Genomic DNA, 19207 nt, shown 5'->3' on the forward strand with positions numbered 1-19207 from the left:
CCCGGGCGATTCTTGACCTTCGCGGGGACCGGAGGCATCGGATCACGCCCCTCGGCCGTCGTGAGCGGCTGATCCATCTTCCACCGGGCAGGTCCGGACGGCGCAGGTGGGTCCCCGGGGGACCCGGCGGGCGACGGTCACCCCTACTCGTCTGTTCTCACCGCACGTCGCGGTCGTTGTGACATCTCTTTACGTCGCTGTCATGTACCTGTAGCTTCCGGGCCGCAAGAACTTTCAGGAACTTGCCGGTCCTTCTTGCAAGGCAACTCCCTCTCCCCGCACCCGCATTGGAGACGCCCCATGAGACGCAGACCCCAACGACCGCCGCTACGAGTGCTGGTGGCGCTCGTCGCGGTGACCGGAATGTTCGGACTGGCCCCGCCGGACGCGGGCTCCGTCCCCATGGAGACGACCTCCGCCACCTCCGCCACGGCGACCGTCTTCTACTACACGAAGACCAAGAACTGGCCCACCACGTATCTGCACTACGCCCCGGACGGCGGTTCCTGGACCACCGTGCCGGGCGTGCGGATGGAGTCGGCCTGCACCGACTGGGTGAAGGAGACCGTCGACCTCGGCTCGGCCGCCGGGCTGCAGGCCACCTTCAACAACGGAAGCGGCACCTGGGACAACAACGGCGGCAACAACTACGCGCTGGGCACCGGCACGATCACCGTCAAGGACGGTGTGATCGCCCACAGCGACCCGTGCGCCGACACCGGAACGGGAAGCGGCAACCAGGCGACGGTCTACTACTCCACCGCCACGTCCGGCTGGACCACGGCCAACATCCACTACGCGCCCACCGGCGGTTCCTGGACGACGGTCCCCGGCGTCGGCATGGAGACCGCCTGCACGGGCTGGTGGAAGAAGACCCTCGACATCGGTACGGCGACCTCGCTCAAGGCGGCCTTCAACAACGGCAACGGCGTCTGGGACAACAACAACAGCGCCGACTACACCATCCCGTCCGGCACCACGACCGTGAAGGACCGGACCGTCACCGCCGGCGCCACGGACCCGTGCGCCGCACAGGTGCCCGACACCCAGGCACCGACCACGCCCACCGGCGTCACGGCGAACGCCACCGACACCTCGGTGGTGGTGAGCTGGAATCCGTCGACCGACGACACCGCCGTGACGAAGTATCAGCTCACGCGTACGGGCGGGACGAAGGGGACCGTCGTCACCGACGTCGGCTCGACGGTGTACTCCGACACGGGACTTGAGGAGAACACCACCTACACGTACACGGTGAAGGCCGTCGACGCGGCCGGGAACACCTCGCCCGCCTCCTCCGCGGCCCCCGTCACGACCGGCGAGAAGGCTCCCGCGCCGGCCTCGGGGACGCCGCTCGGAACCGATCCGCGCAAGGACCCGATCTACTTCGTCCTCACCGCCCGCTTCTACGACGGCGACAGTTCCAACAACCGTGGCGGCAGCCAGGACGTCAAGTCGGGCAACGCGGCCAACAACGACCCCATGTTCCGCGGCGACTTCAAGGGCCTCGTCGACAAACTCGACTACATCAAGGCGCTCGGATTCTCGGCCGTCTGGATCACCCCGGTCGTCCTCAACCGCTCGGACTACGACTACCACGGCTATCACGGCTACGACTTCTACAAGGTCGATCCGCGCCTGGAGTCGGCCGGCGCCTCCTATCAGGACCTGATCAACGCGGCCCACGCCAAGGGCATGAAGATCTACCAGGACGTGGTCTACAACCACAGTTCCCGCTGGGGCGCGAAGGGCCTGTTCACCCCGACCGTCTACGGCGTGCGCGACTCCGAGTGGAGCTGGTACTACGACGAGAAGAACGACGGCTTCGAGTACGACGGCCTGACCGTCGAGCCCAAGTCGGGGAAGTCGTACTACAACGGCGACCTGTGGTCGACCGCCGAGCCCTCCGGCAACACCTGCCTCAACTGGGGCAAGCCCACCGGCGGCAAGAGCGCCGAAGGGTACACCCTGTACAACTGCCAGTGGCCCAGCCCCACTTCGGGCATGTTCCCGAAGGCGTACTACCACCAGTGCTGGATCGGCAACTGGGAGGGCGAGGACTCCCGTTCGTGCTGGCTGCACGAGGACCTCGCCGACTTCAACACCGAGAACGCCACCGTCCAGAACTACTTGATCGGCGCGTACGACAAGTACATCGACATGGGCGTCGACGGATTCCGGCTCGACACCGCCGTCCACATCCCGCGCGTCACCTGGAACCGCCGTTTCCTGCCCGCCATCTACGACCGGGTCACCCAGCGCTTCGGCACGGACGCCGCGAAGAACTTCTTCGTCTTCGGCGAGGTGGGCGCCTTCGTCAACGACAAGTGGAACCGCGGTTCGGTGAACCACTCCGCGCAGTTCTACACCTGGAAGGAACGCAAGGAGTACAGCGCGGACGACGAGACGGCGGCCATCGAGCAGTACAACTACGAGGAGCAGCTCGGCACCGGCAACCAGCCCACCTCCACCAACGCCTTCCTGAGCGGGAACAGTTACCACACCCCGGACCGCAGCCAGTTCTCCGGGATGAACATCATCGACATGCGCATGCACATGAACTTCGGTGACGCGCAGAACGCCTACAACAACGGCAAGGACTCGGACGACTCCGTCAACGACGCCACGTACAACGTCGTCTACGTCGACAGCCACGACTACGGCCCGAACAAGTCGAGCACCCGTTACAGCGGCGGCACCGACGCCTGGGCCGAGAACATGGCGCTGATGTGGACCTTCCGCGGCATCCCCACCCTCTATTACGGATCGGAGATCGAGTTCCAGGCGGGCAAGCAGATCGACTGCGGGCCGACCTGCCCGCTGGCGACCACCGGACGCGCGTACTACGGGGACCATCTCGCGGGCAGCGTCACGGCCACCGACTTCGGCAAGGCCGACTCCGCGAGCGGCCAGGTCGCGACGACCCTCGCTCAGCCGCTGGTCAAGCACCTCCAGCGGCTCAACCAGATCCGCCGGGCGATCCCCGCCCTGCAGTCGGGCCAGTACTCGACGGACGGCATCACCGGCTCGATGGCCTTCAAGCGCCGCTACACCAGTGGCTCGACCGACAGCTTCGCCCTCGTGACGGTCACCGGCGACGCGACCTTCACCGGCATCCCGAACGGCACCTACACGGACGCCGTCACCGGTGACGTGAAGACCGTCTCCGGCGGCACGCTGGCGGTGGCCGCGCCCGGGAAGGGAAACCTGCGGGTGTACGTGCTGAACGGCCCCGGCAAGATCGGAACCGACGGGCCCTACCTCAAGTAACCCGCGACCGGCCGACGGATCACAGGAGCGGCGGTCACCGTGATCGCGCCGGGCGCCCCACGCCCGAGCGGGACACCGTGACCGCCGCTTCCGCGGCCGACAGGAGCCAGGATGAATGGCGCCGTCAGCGTTGGGTACGCGACCGTCGATACGCCCGGGAGCCGGACCGGCCCGGGTGGCCGCCCGCCCGCCACTACACGGGGACCCGCCATGGACACGCCCTTGAACAACCACCACCCCGCCGCACCCGCGGCGACACCGGCCCAGGAGGCCCTGGACACCCTCGCCGCGAACACCGACGACAGCGCGGCGCTGGACACGCTCGCCGGCAGCGACGTACTGGTGCCCGTGCCGGACGACGCCACCGACGCGGACATCGCCGATCCGCACGCCGTCGCGCTGCCGGTCCTGGACCAGCCCGACGGCGGACAGGTGGTTCCGGTGTTCACCTCAGAGCTGGAGCTGGCCGAGCTCCTTCCCTCCGTCTCGCGCTACCGGCTCGTACCGCTCGGCGCGCTCGCCTCCCAATGGCCGAAGGGCGATCTGGCCCTCACGATCGACGCGGCCTCACCGCACGGCCTGACCCTCACCTCCGAGGGCGTACGCACCCTGCTGGTCCGGCCGTAGGGCCGGCGACGGCGCGACGCGGGCCCCGCCCACGGCCCCTCCCCGGGTCCGTCGGGCCGGCGCGCGGGCGAAGGACGGCCGGAATTGCTCCTCGCCGTGGAGTGGCCCGGCCCGTCCGGAAGGGGAAGATCCCTGGAAAGTCCGCCGCCGAGGAGTGGGGTTCCCTTGAGAGTCGTCCTGCTGGGTACCGCCGCCGACGGCGGCTTCCCTCAGTGGAACTGCGCCTGCGCGCTCTGCTCGGCCGCCCGCGACGGAAAACTGCCCGCACGCACCCAGGACTGCGTCGCCGTCAGCGGCAACTCCCGTGACTGGTGGCTGCTCAACGCCTCACCCGACATCCGTACGCAGCTCAACGCCACCCCCGCGCTCGCTCCAGGACCCGGGCCCCGGGGTGCGCCCGTACGTGGCGTCCTGCTGACGGACGCCGAGACCGATCACGTCATGGGACTGACCGTGCTGCGCGGCCCGGGACTGAAGGTCTACGCCGCGCCCCCGGTCCTCGCCGCGCTCTCCCCGCTGCGCGCCCTGCTCGACCGCCCGACCCCGTGGGAGTGGGCGGACAGCTTGACGGAGGGCGGATTCGTCCTGGCCGGAGGGCTGGTCGTCAGCGCCCACCCGGTCGGTTCCAAGGCTCCCAGGCACCTCGCCGGGGCCGTCGCGGACGACCGCTGGACGACGGCGTACCGGATCGAGGACCTGGCCAGTGGGGGTGTCCTCGTCTACGCGCCCTGCCTGGGCGAATGGACGCCCGTGCTGGACGACCTGCTCACCGAGGCCACCTGTGTCCTGCTCGACGGCACCATCTACGCGGCCGGGGCGACGGACACGACGGTACGGGCATACCGCGGGCGGACGGCCGAGCAGCGCCTTCCGGGGCACCTTCCGGTCTCCGGCGCGGACGGCAGCCTGGCCGCGGTGGCCCGGCATCCGGGACCGCGCGTGGTCTACACCCACCTCGACGGCGCGAACCCGCTGCTCGACCCGGCCACGGACGCCTGCGCGTCGGTGACCGGGGCCGGTGCCGAAATCCTGCCGGACGGAACGGAGTTAGTGCTGTAGAGCGGGGTGGCCGAGGAACACCGCCGCCGAGGTCATTCTTGCGGCCGCAGCAAGCGGGCGAGCACGGACCGCTGCAGGGGGAGCACTTCGGCGTGCAGGTCGCGACCCTTGCGGGTGAGGGCGACCCACACTCCGCGGCGGTCCTCCTGGCAGACGGTGCGCTCCACCAGGCCCTCCTTCTCCAGCCGGCCGATGAGCCGGGACAGCGCGCTCTGGCTCAGATGCACCCGGCCCGCGATGTTCTGCACCCGGCACTGCTCACCGGACTGCGTGGCGGTCTCCGAGGCCAGGATGTCCAGGACCTCGAAGTCACTGGCTCCCAGGCCGTGCGGATGCAACACGCGGTCGATCTCGCACATGGTGCGCGCGTGCACCGAGAGGATGTCCCGCCACTGGTCCTCCAGCCGGGCATCGGGCGTCTTCGTTGCCATAACTGAACGGTAACAGAGATCCGGTCACTAGTTGAGTGCGCAACTAGTGCGCCTGCATTCAGTCGCCGTTCGCCCGCGTCCGCCAGGCCGGGCCCGCCGTTCCTGTCAGGGGGTGGGGTCCTGGATCAGCCCGATCTGGTTGCCTTCCGCGTCCTTCACCGACGCGATCAGCCTGCCGTTGCCCACGTCCTGGATCTCCTGGAGCGTCTCGGCGCCGGCGCCGAGCAGGGCCGCCAGCGACACCTTGATGTCGTCGACGTGCCAGAACGGAACCGGCCCGACCAGTCCCTTGGCGTGGCCGTTCGGGTCGAGGCCGACATCCTGACCCGCGTCCTTGAAACCGACGTAGTACGGCTCGTCCGCGTACGGTTCCACCCCCAGCAGTGCGGTGAACAGCGCCTTTGCCTTCGCGATGTCCTTGACGGGGTAGATGATCGTCTTGACTCCGGTGGTCATCCCGACTCCTCCGTGGTGCGTGGCGGCCGTGTCGGCCGGCTGTCGTGCCGCCGGCGTTCCGACGGTCCCTTCACGCTAAGCCGGGGGAGGCGCGTATGGCTTCTCGAATCCTGACCGGCGCGCCGGAACCTCCGCCGAGCGGAGCCGGGCCCGGGGCGGCCCCGCGGGCCCGCCCCGGTGTGCTTCCGTCCGGTCCTCAGGTGGACTCGCGGCGCACCAGTTCCGTCGGCAGGATCACCGCCGCCGGGTCCTCGCCGCCGATCTGGGCGAGGAGCACCCGGACCATCTCGGAACTGATGCGGTCCCAGGGCTGGCGGATGGTGGTGAGGGCCGGGGTCGCGGCCGTGGCGGCGGGGGAGTCGTCGAAGCCGCCGACCGAGACGTCCTCCGGGACCCGGCGGCCGGCCTTGCGCAGCGCGGCCAGCACACCCTGGGCCATCAGGTCGGAGGCGACGAACACGGCGTCCATGTCCGGGGCCCGGTCGAGGAGTTGTTCGGCGCCCGCCTCACCGCTGGCGCGGCTGTAGTCGCCGGAGGCGATGAGACGGTCGTCGGCCTCGATGCCCGCCTCGGCCAGCACCTCCCGGTAGCCCGCGAGGCGCTCGACACCGCCGGGGGTGTCCAGCGGGCCGGTCACCATACCGATCCGGCGCCGCCCGAGCGAGAGCAGGTGCGTGACCATGTCCCGGGCACCGTCCCGGTCGTCGGCGGCCACGTAACTCACCTTGGAACCGAGGCCGATGGGCTTGCCGCAGGCGACGAGCGGCACCCCCGCCTCGCGCAGTTCCTCGGCGACCGGGTCGCCGGAGTGGCTGGAGACCAGCAGCACCCCGTCGACATGGCCGGCCGTGATGTACCGCGTGATGCGCCGCCGCTCGTCCTGGGTGCCGGCGAGCATCAGCAGGAGCGGAACGTCGTGCGCGGCGAGCGCCTGGGTGCAGCCGCGCAGCAGGACGTTGAAGTTCGGGTCCTCGAAGAACCGCTCCTGGGGTTCGGTCAGCAGGAAGCCGACCGAGTCGGACCGTCCGGTGATCAGCGAACGCGCGTGCCGGTTCACGACATAGCCCGTCCTGCGGATGGCGGCGTTGACCGCCTCCGCCGCCGTGGGGCTCACATAGTGCCCGCCGTTGAGTACGCGTGACACGGTGCCTCGTGAGACACCGGCCTCGCGCGCGACGTCATGGATCGTCGGCGGCCTGCGCCGACCCCCCGTGTTGCTCATGGTCATGACTTTACGGCTCCGGACAGCAGGTCGAGGCTCCAGAAGCGCTGGATGACCAGGAACAGCGCGACCAGCGGGACGATCGCGAGCAGGGCGCCGGTGATCACCAGGGTGTACAGGGCCGGGGTGTTGGAGCCCTGTTCGAGGAGGGTGAACAGGCCGAGCGTGATCGGGAACTTCTCGTCGTCGCTGAGCATGATGTAGGGGAGCAGGAAGTTGTTCCACACGGCCACGAACTGGAACAGGAACACCGTCACCAGACCGGGCACCATCATGGGCAGCGCGACCCGGGTGAAGATCCGCCACTCGCCGGCCCCGTCCATCCGACCGGCCTCGACCACGTCACCGGGGACGGCCGCGGCGGCGTAGATCCGGGCGAGGTAGACCCCGTATGGGGAGAGGACGAGGGGCAGCAGCACGGACGCGTACGAATCCGTCAGGTCCGCCTTGGCGAGGAGCAGGTACTGCGGGATCGCGAGGATCACCGGCGGCATCAGCACGCCTGCCAGTAGGACATTGAAGATGGTCTCCCGGCCCCGGAAGCGGTAGATCGCCAGCGCGTAGCCGCTGAGCGCCGAGACGGCCGTCGACAGCAGCGCGCCGAGTCCGGCGTAGAGCGCGGAGTTGCCCATCCACTTCCAGTAGATGCCGTCGCGGTAGGCGCTGAGGTCCTTGATGTTCTGGGTGAACCCGGTGCCCGGCAGGAAGGTGAACGTCGAGAACAGCTCGCGGCCCGACTTGGTCGCTGCGATCACCACCCAGGCCACCGGCAGCAGACAGTAGAGCGCGCCGAGCAGCAGTGTGAGGGTCGGGACCAGGGCGATCCGGCCGCGCAGGGGCGGGCCCTGGGCGGTGCCGGGGGTGGTGCCCGCGGCCGGCGCGGCCTTGCGGACGGCAAGAGAACTCATCGTGCTTCCTCCTGCTTGGTACGGGAGTTCGCGGCGCGCAGGAAGCCGAAGGACAGCAGCAGCGTGGCCGCGGCGATGATCACGGCCTCGGCGGCGGCCGCGTAGATGTCACCGGTGTTGAACGCGTCCCGGTAGACCTTCATCAGCGGACTCCAGGTCGTGGAGACGGAGTTGGTGAGGGGCTTGAGGGTGGTCGGCTCGCTGAACACCTGAAGCGTGGCGATGATCGAGAAGAAGAAGGTGAGCACCAGCGAGGGCGCCACCATCGGGATCTTGATCCGCAGGGCGGTCTGCAGCGGGGTGGCGCCGTCCAGCTTCGCCGCCTCGCGCACCTCGGCCGGGATGGCCTGGAGCGAGGTGTAGATGACGATCATGTTGAAGCCGGTGCCGCCCCAGACCGCGATGTTGGACAGCGCGAGGAACAGCGGACCGCCGTCCAGCAGGTTCGGCTGCGGCAGGCCCAGCTTGGCGAGTACGAAGTAGAAGGGGCTGACGTCCGGGAGGTACAGGAAGCCCCACAGCAGGGCCGCCACGACGCCGGGAATGGCGTACGGAAGGAAGATCGCGAGCCGGGTGAACGGCGCGAGGCGCACCCTCTCCGAGTCGAGCATCAGCGCGAACACCAGCGCGAGGCCGAGCATCACCGGCACCACGATCAGGCCGTAGCCCGCCACGCGCAGCGCGCCGGCGACCAGTTCGCTGTCGGTCAGCGCGTCGGTGTAGTTCCGGAGGCCCGCCCAGACCTCGCTGCGGGCACCGGCGCCCAGGCCGAGGCCCTTGACCTGGACCTTGTGCAGGCTCAGCCAGAGCGCGTAGCCGATGGGCAGGGCGAAGAAGAGGGTGAAGAGGATCGTCGCGGGGAGGAGGAAACCGTACGGGGCCCCCTTGACCCCGTACGGCTTCCGGCGTGCGATGGTCACTGAGCGACCCCGAAGCCCTGCTTCTTGAGGTCGGCGACCGTGGCGTCCTGCATGGTCGTCAGGGCGGCACCGAAGTCCGACTTGTTCTTGGCGGCGGCGCCGAACGCGTCGTTGAAGGTCGTGTAGGCGACGTTCACGTTCGGGCCCCAGGCGGAGGGCGCGGTGGTCTTGGCGATCTCCGATGCCTTGGTGTAGAAGTCCGGCTGGTTGGAGAAGAAGGCCGGCGGCTGCGCGAACGCGTCACTGGTCTGTGCGCTCGTGGACGCCGGGTAGATGCCGCTCTCCTTCGCCAGCGCGGCCACCGCCTGCGGGTCCGTGTTCAGCCAGGCGGCGAACTTCGCGGCGGCCGCCTTGTGCGGGGAGTCCGTGGTGACGGCCGTCGAGGAACCGCCCCAGCTGCCCGTGACGTTCTCGCCCGCCGACCACTGCGGCAGCGGGGCCATCGCCCACTTGCCCGTGGTCTGCGGGGCCGCGGTGGTCAGGGTGCCGGGCGCCCACACCGCGCTGACCCAGGCGATCTCCTTGCCGGTGTTCAGCGCCTTGTTCCAGGCCGGCTGGTACATCGGCTGGTTGTCGATCGCGCCCTCCTTGACCAGACCGCCCCAGAAGTCGGCGACCTTCTGGGTGGCCGGGTCGTCGATGCCGACCTTCCACTTGTCGCCCGAGGAGGTCCACCACTTGGCGCCCGCCTGCTGGGCCAGACCGGCGAAGAGGCCGGAGTCGTTGGCGGAGAAGGTGGTCAGCGCCTTGTCCGGCGCCTTCTTCTTCAGCGCGCGGGCGGTCTGGGCGAACTGCTCCCAGGTCGTCGGGACCGTCAGGCCGTACTTCTTGAACAGGTCGGCGCGGTAGTAGAACATCATCGGGCCGATGTCCTGCGGGATCGCGTAGACCGCGTCCGTCCCCAGTGTCGTCTGCTGCCAGACCCCGTCGGCGAACTTGGTCTTGGCCTCCTTCGACTCGGCGGCTATGTCCGCGAGCGCGTCGTTGCTGACCAGCGTCGGCAGCGCCTGGTACTCGGCCTGGACCAGGTCCGGTGCCTTCTTCGCCTTGTGCGCGGTGAGGATCTTGGTGATGAGCGTGTCGCCCGAGGCCTGCTTCTTCACCTCGACGGTGATCTGCTGCTTCTTCCCCGGCCCCTTGTTCCAGAGGTCGACGACCTTGTCCATGCCCGGCGCCCAGGTCCAGAACGTCAGTGTCGCGGGTCCGGACTGGGTTTCGCTCTTGCCGTCGTCGGACGAGCCGCAGGCGACGAGCGAGGTGGCGCCGAGGACGACGGCGATGGTGCTGGCCACGAGGCGGTTGTGCTTCGTGATGGGCATGGAACGTTCTCCCCTGACCTGGGCCTCCGCCTGCTGCGGAGGCCTGCCCTGTTCTTGCGCGGTTCGCCTCAGGGCGCGCGCCTGCCGATGCCGTTCCAGCGACCGTGTGATGGGCCCGTCGGGCCTTCGCACGGTCGCCTCTCGACACCGGAGCGCCTCCTTCGGCACACTCGCGGTGCTTCTGTGAGCGTTCACAGTAGAGAAACATCCCGGACACTTGTCAATGGTTGTTGCTGTGCGGTTATGTTGGACTCACGCCGCTGGCGTTGTGTGTGCACGTTCCCAAATGATCGATTAAACGGGAGAGATTCATGCCGGAGACCCACCCCAAGGGCCTGACTGGGCTCGCCTTCGGTGGTGACTACAACCCCGAGCAGTGGCCGGAGAGTGTCTGGCCCGAGGACGTCCGGCTGATGCGTGAGGCGGGCGTCACGATGGTGAGCGTCGGGATCTTCTCCTGGGCGCTCCTCGAACCGGTTCCGGGCACCTACGAGTTCGGCTGGCTCGACCGCCTGCTCGACCTGCTGCACGAGCACGGAATCCGCGCGGACCTGGGCACCCCGACCGTCGCACCGCCCGCCTGGTTCTACCGCGAACACCCCGAAGGGCTCCCCGTGGCCGCCGACGGCACCCGCTACGCCTTCGGTTCACGCGGCGCGATCTGCCACAGCAACACCGACTACCGCACCGCCGCCGCCGCCGTCACGACCCGGCTCGCGACCCGGTACGCCGACCACCCCGCGCTCGCGCTGTGGCACGTCCACAACGAGTACGGCGTCCCCGTCTCGGCCTGCTACTGCGACTCCTGCGCCGCGCACTTCCGTACCTGGCTGATCAGCGCCTACGGCACGATCGACGAGCTCAACGAGGCCTGGGGCACCGCCTTCTGGGGCCAGCGCTACGCGGACTTCGACCAGATCGACCCGCCGCGCGTCACCCCGACGGTCGGCAACCCGGCCCAGGCGCTGGACTACAAGCGGTTCGCCGACGCGACCATGCGCGAGAACTTCGTGGCCGAGCGGGACATCCTGCACCGCCTCGCGCCCTGCATACCCGTCACCACCAACTTCATGACCGCCCTCAGCCAGTGCGACTCCGTCGACTACTGGGCCTGGGGACGCGAGGTCGACCTGGTCACCAACGACCACTACCTGATGACCGACGGCCGCCGCACCCATGTGAACCTCGCGATGGCCGCCGACCTCACCCGCTCGGTCGCGGGCGGCGCCCCCTGGCTGCTCCTCGAACACTCCACCTCGGGCGTCAACTGGCAGCCCCGCAACCCCGCCAAGGCGCCCGGCCAGATGGCCCGCAACTCCCTCTCGCACGTGGCCCGCGGCTCCGAGGGCGCCCTGTTCTTCCAGTGGCGGCAGTCCCGGCGCGGCGCCGAGAAGTTCCACTCCTCGATGCTGCCGCACGCCGGCACCGACTCGCGCGTATGGCGCGAGGTCGTCGAACTCGGCGCTTCCGTCGACTCGTTGGCCTCCGTCAAGGGCACCCGCACGGTCGCCGACGTGGCCGTGCTGTGGGACTGGCAGTCCTGGTGGGCGCAGAGCCTGCAGTGGCGCCCCAGCGAGGACCACGACGCGCGCGAGCGCGCCGACGCCTTCTACGAAGCCCTCTACGACCGTCACCTCACGGTCGACTTCGCCCACCCGGAAGCCGACTTGTCGGCCTATCCCCTTGTCGTCGTACCCGCCCTCTACCTGATGACCGAGGCGGCGGGGAACAACCTCAGGGAGTACGTCGACAACGGCGGCACCCTGCTCGTCTCGTACTTCTCCGGCATCGTCGACGAGCACGACGCCGTGCACGAGGGCCCCCATCCCGGCGCCCTGCGGGACGTACTCGGCCTGACCGTCGAGGAGTTCTCCCCGCTGCTGCGGGGCGAGCTGGTCCGGATCACCGGGCCCGACGGCTCCGAACTCACCGGGGACGTGTGGACCGAGTTCGTGGTGCCGCGCGGCGCCGAGACCGTCTGGACGTACGCCGACGGGCTCACCGCCGGCCATCCCGCGGTCACGCGGCACCAGAGCGGCACCGGGTCTGCCTGGTACGTGTCGACGCGCCTCGGAGCGGAGGGTCTTGACGCCCTGATCGGCTGGGTGGCCGACGACGCGCGTATCGCGCCGCGCGCCGATCTGCCCCGCGATGTCGAAGTGGTGCGCCGTACCGGCGAGTCGGGCACCTACGTCTTCGCCGTCAACCACACCTCGTCGGACGCCAAGGTGCCGCTGGACGCGCACGGTACCGAGCTCCTGACCGGCGAGCGCGCGGCCGGCCGCCTCGCGGTGCCGGCGGGGACCGTCCGGGTCGTACGCCTGGACGGCTGACCGGGCCGGTGGCCGCGCGGGTCGGCCGTCGCGCGGCCGGGACCAACCGGCTTCCGGAGGAAGGGACTTGACCGAGATCCGCCCGCCTGGGCCAGTCGGCCATCCGGACCGGAGGCCCGCTGACCGCCCCCACGCGGTCGACCGGGTCCGCCGCCCCGGCCGACCGCACGGCCCGCCGGGTGCACGACTCGTCCGACCGCGAGGCGGCCGGGTCCGCCGATCCGGCGACGGCACCGAGAACCGTCCGGCAGCCACCCGGACGGCGTCACCGAAGGGGCCGGTGGGCGGGCGCGGCGCGACGCACCGAGAGCTGTCCGGCCGGCCGACGCGCCTGCCGCCGTTGGGGGTGTGACCCCGGCGACCACACCACGGTCGTCGCGGTGGCAGCCCACCGACCACCCCGGCTGCCGTGGGCGCGACCCAGCGACCACCCCGAGTCGTCGGGCTCGCTGTTCGACAACTGCCCTGAACCGTCCGGGACGTGTGACCCGGTGGACCCGCCGAAGGGTTCGCAACCCGGCCACCGCCTCCGAACCGCACGGTCCAGAGTGCACGATCCGGCGACCGGCCCCGATCCGGCGGGTCGCGTCACCGGCGGACGACGCCGGGTCTTCCGGGTCGCGCGCCCGGCGACCGCCCCACCCGGCGGGGTCCTGCACCCCGCCAAGACCGCTCCAACAGCCGTCCGAGTCAAGGGACTCGACGGCGAGCCGAACTCCCCTCCGCCCGTGTGAGCCATGAAGCCGCGGGCGGAGGGGTCCGCCCCCGGATCCGCCGGAGGCACTCTCTCCCCACCACGTCGAAGGGACGACGGACGATGATGTTCCATCCCAGACGCACACTCAGGGCCCTGCTGCTGCCGCTGGCGGCCGGGCTCGCCCTTGCCGCCCTCCCCGCGCAGACCGCGCAGGCGGCGAGCACCCTGACCAACGCCGGATTCGAGGCCGACGGGGCCGGCGCCGCCGTTCCCAGCGGCTGGTCGGAGTCCGGCACCACCGCCGCCTCGTACGTCGAAGCCGGTGGCCACGGCGGGAGTTACCGCCTCAGCCACTACTCCGCCTCGGCCTACAAGGTGGAGACCTACCAGACCCTCACCGGGCTGACCAACGGGAACTACAAACTCACCGCGTGGGTGCGCTCGGGCGGCGGACAGAACTCCGCCTATCTCACGCTGAAGAACTGCGGCGGCACCGCGCAACGCACCGATCTGCCGGTCTCCACGAGCGGGTGGATCCACCTGGTCGTGCCCGTCGCCGTGACGAACAACCAGTGCACGATCAGCGTCTACTCCGACGCCAACGCCGGAAACTGGATCAACGTCGACGACCTGACGTTCACCGCCGGCACCACCGGACTGTCCGTCAAGGGCTCCGACATCTCCTCCCTCGCCAAGAGCGAGGCCTACGGCGGGGTCTACAAGACCAGTTCGGGCACCACCGGCGACGCGCTCGCCATCCTCAAGTCCGCCGGGATGAACTACGCGCGCCTCAAGGTCTGGGTGAACCCGGCCGACGGCTACAACAACAAGGCCCGCGTCCTCGCGATGGCCAAGCGCATCAAGGCACAGGGCATGAAGCTCCTGATCGACTTCCACTACTCGGACACCTGGGCCGACCCCGGCACCCAGACCAAGCCGGCAGCCTGGGCAGGACACTCGTACAGCCAGCTCAAGACGGACGTCTACAACCACACGTACGACGTCCTCAACGCCCTGAAGGCGCAGGGCACCACCGCCGACATGGTGCAGATCGGCAACGAGATCAACGGCGGCATGCTCTGGTCCGAGGGCTCCACGGACAACTTCGCTCAGCTCGCCGGACTGCTCAACTCCGGCTACGACGCCGCCAAGGCGGTCAGCTCCTCCACCGTCGTCGCCCTGCACCTCGCCAAGGGCGGAGACCTCACCGGCACCCGCTGGTGGTTCGACACCGCCCTCGCCAACGGCGTGAAGTTCGACGCCATCGGCCTGTCCTACTACGGCTACTGGCACGGCTCGCTCTACGACTTCCAGACCACCCTGGACGACGCGGCCGCCCGCTACAGCAAGCCGGTCTTCGTCGCCGAGACGGCCTACCCCTTCCGTCTGGACAGTGACGACGCGCTCACCAACCAGATCGACACGACCGCCGAACTGGTCTCCGGCTACGCGGCCACGACCACCGGGCAGTCCAACTGGCTCCGGGATGTGATGAACATCGTGGAGGCCGTGCCGAACGGCCGTGGTCTCGGCGTCTTCTACTGGGAGGCGACCTGGACGGCGGTCACCGGCAACGGCTGGGACCCGACCGACCCGACCTCCGGCAACGGATGGGAGAACCAGGCCCTGTTCGGCTTCGACGACAAGGCGCTTCCGGCCATGTCCCTGTTCAGCCACCGCTGAGCGCGCAGGGGCCCGGCCGCCGGTGCGGCCGGGCCCCGTGCCCTTTCGGGGCCGTTGGGCTCCGGCCAGGGTCGTGGAAGGCCGTGCGTGCCACCCCGGGCTGCGGGACAGTAGCGGGAGACCGTCGCGACGGAGGGGGACGAGATGCTGAAGGGGCCCGCCAACGGGCAACGGATGGACATCCTGGAGTGGCTCCGCAACCCCGCGGCGCACTTCCCGCCGCAGCGTCGTGGCGACCTCGTCGAGGACGGCGTCAGCCCCGAGGCCCTCGCCGTCAAACTCGGCGTCAGCCGTGCCGTGGCGCGCACCCACCTCGACCTCCTCACCGGCGTCGGACTGCTGCGTGCCAAGAAGGTGGGCCGGCGGACCTACTATCGCCGCGACGAGTACCGCATCGCGGAGGTCACCCATTACTTCGAGAAGGGCTGGTAGACGCGTGGGACAACGGTCCGCGACGGCGGGACCCACCGCACTCGCACCCCGGCACGTCGTGCTCCTCGGAGGCCGCGGCCCCGAGGACGTGGTGGCCGACTCCCGGGGCGGGGTGCTGACCGGTCTGGAGGACGGCCGCATCGTCCGTGTCGACGGGCTCGGCGACCCCGACCGTGCCGACGTCCGCGTCGTCGCCGAGACGGGCGGCAGACCACTGGGCCTCGAACTCCTCCCGGACAACGCGCTGTTGGTGTGCGACGCCGAACGCGGACTGCTGCGGATCGGGCTGGAGGACGGAGTCGTCCGCGTCCTCGCCGACCGGGTCGCCGGTGTGCCGCTGCGCTTCTGCAGCAATGTCGTCGCCCTGTCGGACGGCACGGTGTACTTCACCATCTCCAGCCGGAGTTACCCCCTGAAGCAGTGGATCGGCGATCTCGTCGAACACACCGGATCCGGCTGCCTGCTGCGCCTCGCGCCGGGGGAGAAGGAACCGGAAGTACTCCTGGAGGGACTGCAGTTCGCCAACGGCCTCGCCTCCTCGGCCGACGAGTCCTTCCTCGTGGTCGCGGAGACCGGCGCGTGGCGCCTCGTCCGTTACTGGCTCACCGGACCGCGGGCCGGCCACGCCGAGACCTTCGTCGACGACCTCCCGGGCCAGCCGGACAACCTCTGGCGCGCCCCCGAAGGTCCGATCTGGGTGGCGCTGGCGGGACCCCGCGTCGGCGCCCTGGAATTCCTGCACGGCCGGGGCCCGGCCGTCCGGCGCGCCGCGGCCCGGCTCGCCGTGCGCGCTCCCTTCCGTCCGCCCGGCACCACCGGCGTCCTCGCGGTCGACGACGCGGGCGGTGTCGTGCATCACCTGGAAAGCCGCCGTGCGCGGTTCCGCATGGTCACCAGCGCCTGCGAGGCCGACGGCCGGCTGATCCTCGGAAGCATCTGGGAGCGAGGCCTCGCGGTCTGTGATCCGCCCGGCGCCACCGACTGAGCCGGCGCGCAAGGGCGCCGAGCACGCCAAGGTCCCGGCCGAGGAGGACTCCGCAGAGGCCCTTCGGGGACAGGCCGGGTGTGCGCGGCGCGCACACCCGGCGTTACCCTGTTCACCGGCCGCGATCTTGCGTCGCGGCGCGGCGGTGGGGCCCGCCGTACCCGAACCGCGGCACGGCAGCCGCCAACGGTCCCTGCTTGCGATGCCGTGTGCCCGCACCGGCCCGGCGAGTAGGAGTGCCCGTCCCATGACAGTCCCGCGTCCCGAGCGCGTCGGTGAATCCGGCAGCCCCGTGCGCGTGCCCGCGCGAGCGCCGTCCCCCTGGCACGGCCAGGGCCCGGTCGTCGCGGTGGTCGCCGCCGGCGGTGCCCTCGGCGCCACCGCCCGGTACGGAGCGGCTCGGCTGTGGCCCACACCGGACGGCGCCTTCCCCTGGACCACGTTCACGGTCAATGTCGTGGGCTGCTTCGTGATCGGCGTCTTCATGGTGCTGATCACCGACGCGTGGACGCCGCACCGCCTCGTGCGCCCCTTCTTCGGCACCGGAGTCCTCGGCGGCTTCACCACCTTCTCGACGTACGCCGTCGACATCCGGAAACTTGTCGGCACGGGCCATCCGGGCACCGGGCTCGGCTATCTCGCCGCGACCCTGTGCGCGGCGCTCTCGGCGGTGTGGCTCGGCGTGACCGCGGCCCGCCGCGTCCTGGCATGGAGGCGGCGATGACACGACTGACGGGCAGCGCCCTGCGGGTGACGATCTTCATCGGCGAGAACGACACCTGGCACCACAAGCCGCTCTACGCGGAGATCGTGCACCGTGCCCACGCGGCGGGTCTCGCGGGCGCCAGCGTCTTCCGCGGCATCGAGGGTTTCGGCGCCTCCTCCCTCATCCACACCTCGCGGCTGCTCTCGCTGAGCGAGGACCTTCCGGTGGCCGTGATCGTCGTGGACACCGAGGAGCGCGTACGGGCCTTCCTGCCGCAGCTCGACGAACTCGTCACCGAGGGCCTGGTGATCCTCGACGACTGCGAGGTCATCCGCTACGCGGGACGGAACGGCACCCCCGGGGACACCCCCGACGGCACCCCCGGCGCCACCGGCGGCGACCTGCCTGGGAAGGGTGAGAAGTCGTTGTGAACTGGCTGCTGGTGATCATCGGCGCCGCGGTCGGCGCACCCCTGCGCTATCTGACCGACCGGGCGGTACAGCTGAAGCACGATACGGTCTTCCCCTGGGGCACCCTCGTCGTGAACGTGACAGGGTGCCTGGTTCTCGGTCTGCTGACCGGCACCGCCTCGGCCGGGCACGTGTCCGAACACGTGCAACTGCTGATCGGGACCGGTCTGTGCGGGGCGCTGACCACGTACTCGACGTTCTCGTACGAGACCCTGCGGCTCACCGAGACAGGTGCGGGGTTCTACGCTGCCGCCAACGTGATCGTGAGCGTGACGGCGGGCCTCGGCGCGGCGTTCGCCGGGGTCTCGTTTGCGCAAGCTTTGTGGACGTAGATGACGGGCGTCCGCGCGCATAGGTAACACTGTCTCCTGCACCGTCTACAGCACTGTCGACCAACTCCTCAGAACTGGATCCCATGAGCGTCATCAACGTCGGTCAGGCCGTCGTCCTCGGAATTGTCGAGGGGGTGACCGAATTCCTTCCCGTGTCCTCGACCGGTCACCTCAAGATCACCGAGGGACTGATGAACATCCCCGTCGACGACGACGCCGTCGTCGGCTTCTCCGCGGTCATCCAGGTCGGCGCGATCGCCGCCGTGCTCGTGTACTTCTTCAAGGACATCGTGCGGATCGTCTCCGCCTGGGGACGCGGGCTGCGCAACAAGGACGAGCGGCACAACCACGACTACAAGTTCGCCTGGTGGGTCATCTACGCGACGATCCCGATCGTGGCCGTGGGTCTCGCGGCCAAGCCGCTCATCGAGGGTCCGCTGGCCTCCCTGTGGGTGGTCGCGGGCTCGTTGATCGCGGGCAGCGCCGTGATGTGGGCGGCCGACCAGATGGGTCGCCACAAGCGCGGTGAGGGCGACGTCTCGTTCAAGGACGCGATGCTGGTCGGCAGCTCCCAGATCCTCGCCCTGCTCTTCCCCGGCTTCTCGCGCTCCGGCGCCACCATGTCGACGGGCCTCATCCTCGACCTGGACCGCGTCGCCGCCACCCGGCTCTCCTTCTTCCTCGGCATCCCGGCCCTCACCGGCGCGGGCCTGTACGAGCTGAAGGACGCCCTGGGCACCGGTGTCGGCGCCGCTCCGCTGATCGTCGGCACCGTCGTGTCGTTCGTCGTCGCCTACGCCTCGATCGCCTGGCTGCTGAAGTTCGTCGCCAAGCACTCCTTCAACGCCTTCGTGATCTACCGCATCATCATCGGCGTGCTGCTCTTCGGGCTGCTGGGCGCCGGCATCATCGACAGCTGACACCGCCCGGGACGCCGGTGCGAACCGGTCCCAGGACTTGAATACGCCGCTCACAGGGGGCGCGAAGCCGATTTCCAGGCTTCGCGCCCCCTGTGTCGTTCCCCACGCCCCGCTTGGTATCGGCTTCGGCCGTCCGGAGGGTCGCCTCCGCGACGCCATCGAGCGAGGCGACCACGCCGTCGGCGGCAAGCTCCCTCCGAGGCCGAGCTCTGCCGCCGTCCGGAGGCCGGCCGTCCGGTGCTGCGCGAGGCGCTGCGGGCCCTCCGGACGATGGGCCCGACCGTGTCCCGTACCGCCAGGGACACCTTCGTGGTCGCCGACGCGGGCCGGGACCCTACCTTCGTCCGGTGCTGCGCGAGGCGCTGCGGGCCCTCCGGACGATGGGCCCGACCGTGTCCCGTACCGCCAGGGACACCTTCGTGGTCGCCGACGCGGGC

The 19207-nt window shown here is 70.0% G+C and carries 17 protein-coding genes and 1 pseudogene; 12 read left to right on the forward strand and 6 right to left on the reverse strand.

Going from position 1 to position 19207, the window contains the following annotated elements; all coding sequences use genetic code 11:
* The first annotated feature begins 300 nt into the window (after positions 1 to 300).
* The 3 genes from ACIQRL_RS17755 (at position 301) to pqqB (ending at position 4956) form a co-directional block, all read left to right on the forward strand.
* On the forward strand, positions 301 to 3270 hold the full coding sequence (locus ACIQRL_RS17755; protein ID WP_401332210.1) for a carbohydrate binding domain-containing protein: 2970 nt from the start codon (positions 301 to 303) through the stop codon (positions 3268 to 3270).
* Between the two features lie 210 nt (positions 3271 to 3480).
* Positions 3481 to 3897, forward strand: a complete 417-nt coding sequence (locus tag ACIQRL_RS17760; RefSeq protein WP_401332212.1) for an SseB family protein — start codon at positions 3481 to 3483, stop codon at positions 3895 to 3897.
* 165 nt (positions 3898 to 4062) lie between these two features.
* On the forward strand, positions 4063 to 4956 hold the full coding sequence (gene pqqB / locus ACIQRL_RS17765) for a pyrroloquinoline quinone biosynthesis protein PqqB (RefSeq protein ID WP_401332214.1): 894 nt from the start codon (positions 4063 to 4065) through the stop codon (positions 4954 to 4956).
* A gap of 32 nt (positions 4957 to 4988) precedes the next feature.
* Here the strand turns inward: pqqB and ACIQRL_RS17770 are convergent, their stop codons facing one another.
* From ACIQRL_RS17770 to ACIQRL_RS17795, 6 genes are all read right to left on the reverse strand, one after another.
* On the reverse strand, positions 4989 to 5387 hold the full coding sequence (locus ACIQRL_RS17770) for a MarR family winged helix-turn-helix transcriptional regulator (protein WP_401332216.1): 399 nt from the start codon (positions 5385 to 5387) through the stop codon (positions 4989 to 4991).
* Positions 5388 to 5492: 105 nt separating this feature from the next.
* Positions 5493 to 5843 carry a VOC family protein gene (locus ACIQRL_RS17775; RefSeq protein WP_401332218.1) on the reverse strand — a complete coding sequence of 117 codons (351 nt, stop codon included), beginning with the start codon at positions 5841 to 5843 and terminating at the stop codon, positions 5493 to 5495.
* Positions 5844 to 6039: 196 nt separating this feature from the next.
* Positions 6040 to 7071, reverse strand: coding sequence for a LacI family DNA-binding transcriptional regulator (locus ACIQRL_RS17780; RefSeq protein ID WP_401332220.1), 1032 nt, complete (start codon positions 7069 to 7071; stop codon positions 6040 to 6042).
* The gene (locus ACIQRL_RS17785; protein WP_401332222.1) at positions 7068 to 7973 is read right to left on the reverse strand and encodes a carbohydrate ABC transporter permease; all 906 of its coding nucleotides are present in this window, start codon (positions 7971 to 7973) and stop codon (positions 7068 to 7070) included. The genes ACIQRL_RS17780 and ACIQRL_RS17785 overlap by 4 nt, the downstream gene beginning before the upstream one ends.
* The gene (locus ACIQRL_RS17790; protein ID WP_401332224.1) at positions 7970 to 8893 is read right to left on the reverse strand and encodes a carbohydrate ABC transporter permease; all 924 of its coding nucleotides are present in this window, start codon (positions 8891 to 8893) and stop codon (positions 7970 to 7972) included. Before ACIQRL_RS17790 ends, ACIQRL_RS17785 begins: the two co-directional genes overlap by 4 nt.
* Positions 8890 to 10212 (reverse strand): extracellular solute-binding protein, encoded by a 1323-nt coding sequence (locus ACIQRL_RS17795; protein WP_401332225.1) that lies wholly within the window; start codon positions 10210 to 10212, stop codon positions 8890 to 8892. Before ACIQRL_RS17795 ends, ACIQRL_RS17790 begins: the two co-directional genes overlap by 4 nt.
* 311 nt (positions 10213 to 10523) lie before the next feature.
* On the opposite strand from ACIQRL_RS17795, the gene ACIQRL_RS17800 reads away from it, so the two are divergent.
* From ACIQRL_RS17800 to ACIQRL_RS17840, 9 genes and pseudogenes are all read left to right on the forward strand, one after another.
* A complete protein-coding gene (locus ACIQRL_RS17800; protein ID WP_401332227.1) occupies positions 10524 to 12545 on the forward strand; it encodes a beta-galactosidase in 2022 nt (673 codons plus the stop codon).
* Between the two features lie 820 nt (positions 12546 to 13365).
* On the forward strand, positions 13366 to 14925 hold the full coding sequence (locus ACIQRL_RS17805) for an arabinogalactan endo-beta-1,4-galactanase (protein ID WP_401332419.1): 1560 nt from the start codon (positions 13366 to 13368) through the stop codon (positions 14923 to 14925).
* A gap of 144 nt (positions 14926 to 15069) precedes the next feature.
* Positions 15070 to 15357 carry an ArsR/SmtB family transcription factor gene (locus ACIQRL_RS17810; RefSeq protein WP_401332229.1) on the forward strand — a complete coding sequence of 96 codons (288 nt, stop codon included), beginning with the start codon at positions 15070 to 15072 and terminating at the stop codon, positions 15355 to 15357.
* Positions 15358 to 15361: 4 nt separating this feature from the next.
* Positions 15362 to 16342, forward strand: a complete 981-nt coding sequence (locus ACIQRL_RS17815; protein ID WP_401332231.1) for an SMP-30/gluconolactonase/LRE family protein — start codon at positions 15362 to 15364, stop codon at positions 16340 to 16342.
* A gap of 247 nt (positions 16343 to 16589) precedes the next feature.
* A complete protein-coding gene (gene crcB / locus ACIQRL_RS17820) occupies positions 16590 to 17066 on the forward strand; it encodes a fluoride efflux transporter CrcB (protein WP_401332233.1) in 477 nt (158 codons plus the stop codon).
* Positions 17063 to 17479 (forward strand): DUF190 domain-containing protein, encoded by a 417-nt coding sequence (locus ACIQRL_RS17825; protein WP_401332235.1) that lies wholly within the window; start codon positions 17063 to 17065, stop codon positions 17477 to 17479. The genes crcB (ACIQRL_RS17820) and ACIQRL_RS17825 overlap by 4 nt, the downstream gene beginning before the upstream one ends.
* Positions 17476 to 17850, forward strand: a complete 375-nt coding sequence (gene crcB / locus ACIQRL_RS17830; RefSeq protein WP_401332237.1) for a fluoride efflux transporter CrcB — start codon at positions 17476 to 17478, stop codon at positions 17848 to 17850. Before ACIQRL_RS17825 ends, crcB (ACIQRL_RS17830) begins: the two co-directional genes overlap by 4 nt.
* 83 nt (positions 17851 to 17933) lie before the next feature.
* The gene (locus tag ACIQRL_RS17835) at positions 17934 to 18770 is read left to right on the forward strand and encodes an undecaprenyl-diphosphate phosphatase (protein WP_401332239.1); all 837 of its coding nucleotides are present in this window, start codon (positions 17934 to 17936) and stop codon (positions 18768 to 18770) included.
* Positions 18771 to 18888: 118 nt separating this feature from the next.
* Positions 18889 to 19094: pseudogene (locus ACIQRL_RS17840) on the forward strand (GntR family transcriptional regulator); the annotation flags it as partial.
* Positions 19095 to 19207 lie beyond the last annotated feature (113 nt).

It is taken from the genome of Streptomyces sp. NPDC091209, assembly GCF_044757755.1.
GTDB lineage: Bacteria > Actinomycetota > Actinomycetes > Streptomycetales > Streptomycetaceae > Streptomyces.

Coding starts and splice junctions, on each gene's coding strand:
- ACIQRL_RS17825 (WP_401332235.1), top strand. CDS start 17,063: ATGACACGACTGACGGGCAGCGCCCTGCGGGTGACGATCTTCATCGGC.
- ACIQRL_RS17785 (WP_401332222.1), bottom strand. CDS start 7,973: ATGAGTTCTCTTGCCGTCCGCAAGGCCGCGCCGGCCGCGGGCACCACC.
- ACIQRL_RS17755 (WP_401332210.1), top strand. CDS start 301: ATGAGACGCAGACCCCAACGACCGCCGCTACGAGTGCTGGTGGCGCTC.
- ACIQRL_RS17775 (WP_401332218.1), bottom strand. CDS start 5,843: ATGACCACCGGAGTCAAGACGATCATCTACCCCGTCAAGGACATCGCG.
- ACIQRL_RS17835 (WP_401332239.1), top strand. CDS start 17,934: ATGAGCGTCATCAACGTCGGTCAGGCCGTCGTCCTCGGAATTGTCGAG.
- ACIQRL_RS17770 (WP_401332216.1), bottom strand. CDS start 5,387: ATGGCAACGAAGACGCCCGATGCCCGGCTGGAGGACCAGTGGCGGGAC.
- ACIQRL_RS17800 (WP_401332227.1), top strand. CDS start 10,524: ATGCCGGAGACCCACCCCAAGGGCCTGACTGGGCTCGCCTTCGGTGGT.
- ACIQRL_RS17780 (WP_401332220.1), bottom strand. CDS start 7,071: ATGACCATGAGCAACACGGGGGGTCGGCGCAGGCCGCCGACGATCCAT.
- ACIQRL_RS17810 (WP_401332229.1), top strand. CDS start 15,070: ATGCTGAAGGGGCCCGCCAACGGGCAACGGATGGACATCCTGGAGTGG.
- crcB (WP_401332233.1), top strand. CDS start 16,590: ATGACAGTCCCGCGTCCCGAGCGCGTCGGTGAATCCGGCAGCCCCGTG.
- ACIQRL_RS17805 (WP_401332419.1), top strand. CDS start 13,366: ATGTTCCATCCCAGACGCACACTCAGGGCCCTGCTGCTGCCGCTGGCG.
- ACIQRL_RS17795 (WP_401332225.1), bottom strand. CDS start 10,212: ATGCCCATCACGAAGCACAACCGCCTCGTGGCCAGCACCATCGCCGTC.
- ACIQRL_RS17760 (WP_401332212.1), top strand. CDS start 3,481: ATGGACACGCCCTTGAACAACCACCACCCCGCCGCACCCGCGGCGACA.